We start from the raw sequence: 4,215 nt of genomic DNA, 5'->3' as shown, positions 1-4,215 counted from the left end.
CTCCGTCGGCAGCGTCAGAGGTGTAAAAGAGACCCCCCCCACAGACCCAGTTCCCACCGAGAGAGAGGTACCGACCATGACGACGACACCCGAGGAGAACGGCGCGTACGACCCGGCTTCGGACCCGGACGCCGACCCGGAGCAGCTCGGCTCACACCGCCGGCCCCAGCAGCCGAACCAGGCAGAGGGCGCGGACGACGAGACGGCGACGGACGGCTGATCACGCGCGGCCTGCGGCACGACCTCAGCGAAGGTCGTGCCGCAGGCCGCGCCACACGGGGTGACGCAGGCTGCCCGTGCGTGTGCGACCCGAGTGCTCGACCTCTGCAGGGACCGGGTGAGCGACCCACCGGGCGTTGCGGGCGACGTCGGGCGGCACGTCGTCGAGCAGCGGCGTGTCCGTCTCGTCGGCGGTGAGCGTCGCGGCCAGACGCGTGAGCGTCGCGTCGCGGAAGCCCGTGCCGACGCGACCGACGTACCGCACACCATCGCCGTCGCGCTCGGCGAGCAGCAGCGAGCCGAGCGTCGAGGCCCGGTCGCCCTCGCCGGGGGACCAGCCGACGACGAGCACGTCGGCGTGCTCGACGTGCTTGACCTTCCGCCAGTCCCGCGAGCGCCGTCCTGCCTGGTAGGTCGATGTGCGGCGCTTGAGCACGAGCCCTTCGAGGCCGAGCTCGCGCGATGTCGCGAGGGCCTCGTGCCACGGCAGGTCGACGACGTCGGAGATCGCGATTCCGCCGGTCGGCGTGAGCACGGTCGCGAGCGCCTCCCGGCGCGCGTCGTACGGGAGGCCCGTGAGGTCGTTGCCCGACGCCTCGAGCACGTCGAAGACGAGGAGGCCGACGGGCACGGAGCCGGGCGGGGGTGCGTCCTCGAGCCCGAGGCGGCTCTGGAGCAGGCCGAAGTCGGGCGCGCCCGTGGGGCCGAGCGCGACGACCTCGCCGTCGAGGACTGCGGGGACGGGCACGGCCTCAAGGAGCGCGCGGAGCTCGGGGAACGACGTGGTGACGTCCGCCCCGGACCGGGTGCGGACCTCGATCCGGTCCGTGTCCGGGTTCGTGGCGCACAGGACGCGCATGCCGTCCCACTTCATCTCGACGGCCCAGGGGCCGCCGGGCTCGACCTCGTGCGCGAGGCGGCGCTGCTCGGCCTGCGTCGTCGGGCTCGCGAGCATGGGGCGCAGCTCTGTGAGCCTCGGCTCGGCGCCTGCGGCGGCAGTTGCCGCTCCACCCGCGGCTGCGCGGGGGCTGGCCGTGGCGGGCCGATGACGGGCGCTGCGCCGGCGACGCGTGGGGTCGATGCGGTGGGCGAGCCACGTGTCGCCGTCCGTGCGGATGAGCGCGATGACGGGTGGCTGCGGCCCGCCGTCCGTGGCGAGGCCGCCGTCCGGTCGGCCGGTGAGCTCGACGATGACCTCGTCGTCGCGCATCTTCTCGGCGACGTACGTGCCCGCGTCCCAGATGCGCACCTCTCCGGCGCCGTACTCCCCGCGCGGGATTGTGCCCTCGAACGCACCGTAGTCGAGCGGGTGGTCCTCGGTCCGCACGGCCAGGTGGTTGCGCGCCGGGTCGGCGGGCGTGAGGCGGGGCAGGGCCCAGCTGAGCAGCACGCCGTCGTGCTCAAGTCGGAAGTCGTGGTGGTGGCGGCGCGCGCGATGGTCCTGGATGACGAACGTCGGGCGAGCGTCGGCCGCCGCGTCCCCGGTCGTGTCGTCGTCTGCCGACATGTCCCGGGCCGCGGGCTGGTCGCCCGCCACGGGCTGGCCGGATGGAGCGGCTGCGGACGCGTCCGGGTAGGGCTCGGGCGTGCGGGCCGGGTCGCGCTTGGCCCGGTACGTCGCGAGGCGGTCCGCGGTGCCCGACGGCGGCCGCGCGTCCGCGGGCTCTCCACCCGCCCGCGTGCCGCCCGCACGCGACGGCCCGTCGCCCGCCGGCGCGTCGTCGTCCGAGGCCTCCGCGCGGGGCACGCCCTTGCCGCGGCGTGAGCGGGAGGGACGCGCCGCGGCACGCGGCGCGAGCGGCGCGAGCAGGTCGCCCATCTCCTCGACGCGCCCCAGCACGTCCGCGGGCGAGAGGTGCGCGAGGTCGTCGTCGAGCTCGTCCCACGAGCGCGGCGCGGCAACCGTGGGCCGTTCGCGGCCGCGCAGCGAGTACGGGGCGACCGTCGTCTTCGCGCCGCTGTTCTGGCTCCAGTCGAGCAACACCTTACCGGCGCGCTCCGCCTTGCTCTGCGTGCTCACGACGAGCTTCGGCATCTCCTGCTCGAGCGTGCGCGCGAGCTCGTGCGCGATCTGCGAGACCTGGTCCGACGAGGCCGTCCCGTCGAGCCCCGCATACAGGTGGATGCCCTTGGAGCCGCTCGTCACGGGCAGGATCGTCAGCCCCATGCCCTCGACGATCTCGCGGCACGCGTGCGCGACGACGACGCACTCGGGCAGGCCGGCGCCCGGGCCCGGGTCGAGGTCGAGGACGAGCCGGTCGGGGTGGTGGACGACGTCGTGGCCAGCGCCCTCGTCGAGCGCGACGCGCCACTGCGGGACGTGGAGCTCGAGCCCGGCGAGCTGGCCGAACCATGCGAGCATCGCGGGACCGTCGGCCTCGTCGAGGACGGGGTACGTCGTCGTGCGGCTCCGGTGGACGAGGTCGTGCGTCGGCACCCAGTCGGGCGTGCCGTCGGGCACGTTCTTCTGGAAGAACACCTCGCCCGGCTCGTCGACCGTGCCGACGCCGTGCACCCAGCGCTTGAGCGTCACGGGCCGGTCGACGGCGTGCGGGAGGAGCACGGGCGCGACAGCGACGAGGTAGTCGATCACCTCGCCCTTCGTCGTGCTCGTCGCTGGGTAGAGGACCTTGTCGAGGTTGGTGAGCCGGAGGGTGCGTCGGCCGACCTTCGTCTGCGTGCCTGCCATCCACCCATGCTGCGCCCTGGTGTGACCTGGCGCACACTGGAGGCATGAGGGCGATCTGGAAGGGCACCATCTCGTTCGGGCTCGTGAGCGTGCCCGTGCGCGTCTTCAGCGCGACCGAGGAGCACGACGTCCCGCTCCACCAGGTGCACGACGCCGACGGCGGACGCATCCGCTACCAGCGTCGCTGCGAGGTGTGCGGCGAGGTCGTCGACTACGACCACATCGACAAGGCGTACGACGACGGCGAACGCACCGTCGTCCTCACGCGCGACGAGCTCGGGTCGCTGCCGTCCGAGCGCAGCCGTGAGATCGAGGTGCTGAGCTTCGTGCCCTCGGATCAGATCGACCCGATCCTTCTCGACCGCACGTACTTCCTCGAGGCGGACCCTGCGTCCCGCAAGCCGTACGCCCTGCTGCTCAAGGCCCTCGAGTCGACCGACCGCACCGCCGTCGCGCGGTTCGCGCTGCGGCAGCGCACGCGCCTGGCCGCGCTGCGCGCGCGTGGTGACATGCTCACGGTGCAGACGCTCCTGTGGCCTGACGAGGTGCGTGACCCGGGCGAGCTCGAGGGTCGCAAGGGCGCGCGCGTCTCGGCGAAGGAACTCGAGATGGCGAAGTCGCTCGTCGAGTCGTACGCCGAGGACTTCGACCCGGACGCGGTGAGCGACGACTACCAGGTCGAGCTGCGCAAGCTCGTCGAGGCCAAGCTCGCCAAGGGCGAGACGCTCGACACCGCCGAGACGTTCGGGGAGACCGAGGAGGGTGAGTCGGCGGACGTCGTGCCGCTCATGGAGGCACTCCGGCGCAGCGTCGAAGCCGCCCGTTCGAAGCGCAAGAAGGCCAGCTGAGACCTGCCCCGGAGACGACGAGAGCCACCCCGCGGGGTGGCTCTCGATCTGGTGCGCCCGGAGGGATTCGAACCCCCAACCTTCTGATCCGTAGTCAGATGCTCTATCCGTTGAGCTACGGGCGCATGGCTGCTCTCGCAAGCGGCCTCGTCGACTATAGCGGCTGGGCGGCCGGGACGCGAAATCGACGGCGCGTGGTGCGTGCCACACGGGGATGTCGAAGGGCCCCGGTCATCGACCGGGGCCCTTCGGAAGCGGAGACGGAGGGATTTGAACCCTCGAACGGGTTACCCCGTTACCACCTTAGCAGGGTGGCGCACTAGACCTGACTATGCGACGTCTCCAGGCCAGCACACTCTATCGGAGGCCTCGGCACGCTCCAAACCGGGCACCCTCCCCGACTCGTAGGCCCCCAGCACCATCGAACTGTGCCACAGACCTACAAGTCGGCGGAGGGAG

3 protein-coding genes and 2 tRNA genes are annotated in these 4,215 nt (G+C 72.6%); 2 read left to right on the top strand and 3 right to left on the bottom strand.

Annotated elements, in window-relative coordinates; all coding sequences use genetic code 11:
- Nucleotides 1-76: 76 nt before the first annotated feature.
- Entirely contained in the window at nucleotides 77-220 is a 144-nt protein-coding gene (locus C1729_RS14685) for a hypothetical protein (RefSeq protein WP_165375530.1), read from the top strand.
- A 24-nt stretch (nucleotides 221-244) separates the two neighbouring features.
- Here C1729_RS14685 and ligD read toward each other — a convergent pair whose 3' ends face one another.
- Entirely contained in the window at nucleotides 245-2,908 is a 2,664-nt protein-coding gene (gene ligD, locus C1729_RS13980) for a non-homologous end-joining DNA ligase (RefSeq protein ID WP_102510758.1), read from the bottom strand.
- Between the two features lie 44 nt (nucleotides 2,909-2,952).
- Here ligD and ku point away from each other — a divergent pair, with 44 nt between their 5' ends.
- A complete protein-coding gene (gene ku, locus C1729_RS13975) occupies nucleotides 2,953-3,756 on the top strand; it encodes a non-homologous end joining protein Ku (protein ID WP_102510757.1) in 804 nt (267 codons plus the stop codon).
- Nucleotides 3,757-3,805: 49 nt separating this feature from the next.
- On the opposite strand, the gene C1729_RS13970 is transcribed toward ku, so the two are convergent.
- A tRNA-Arg gene (locus C1729_RS13970) sits at nucleotides 3,806-3,881 on the bottom strand.
- A gap of 130 nt (nucleotides 3,882-4,011) precedes the next feature.
- Nucleotides 4,012-4,100: transfer RNA gene (locus C1729_RS13965), tRNA-Ser, on the bottom strand.
- Nucleotides 4,101-4,215: the final 115 nt, after the last annotated feature.

The sequence above is a fragment of the Sanguibacter massiliensis genome (genome assembly GCF_900240335.1).
Classification (GTDB): domain Bacteria; phylum Actinomycetota; class Actinomycetes; order Actinomycetales; family Cellulomonadaceae; genus Flavimobilis; species Flavimobilis massiliensis.
Note: the sequence above shows the minus strand (reverse complement) of the source record. Positions and strands in the feature narration are given on the sequence as shown.

What these genes read in the sequence shown, in the direction of transcription:
- C1729_RS14685 (WP_165375530.1), top strand. Translation starts at nt 77, where the DNA reads ATGACGACGACACCCGAGGAGAACGGCGCGTACGACCCGGCTTCGGAC.
- ligD (WP_102510758.1), bottom strand. Translation starts at nt 2,908, where the DNA reads ATGGCAGGCACGCAGACGAAGGTCGGCCGACGCACCCTCCGGCTCACC.
- ku (WP_102510757.1), top strand. Translation starts at nt 2,953, where the DNA reads ATGAGGGCGATCTGGAAGGGCACCATCTCGTTCGGGCTCGTGAGCGTG.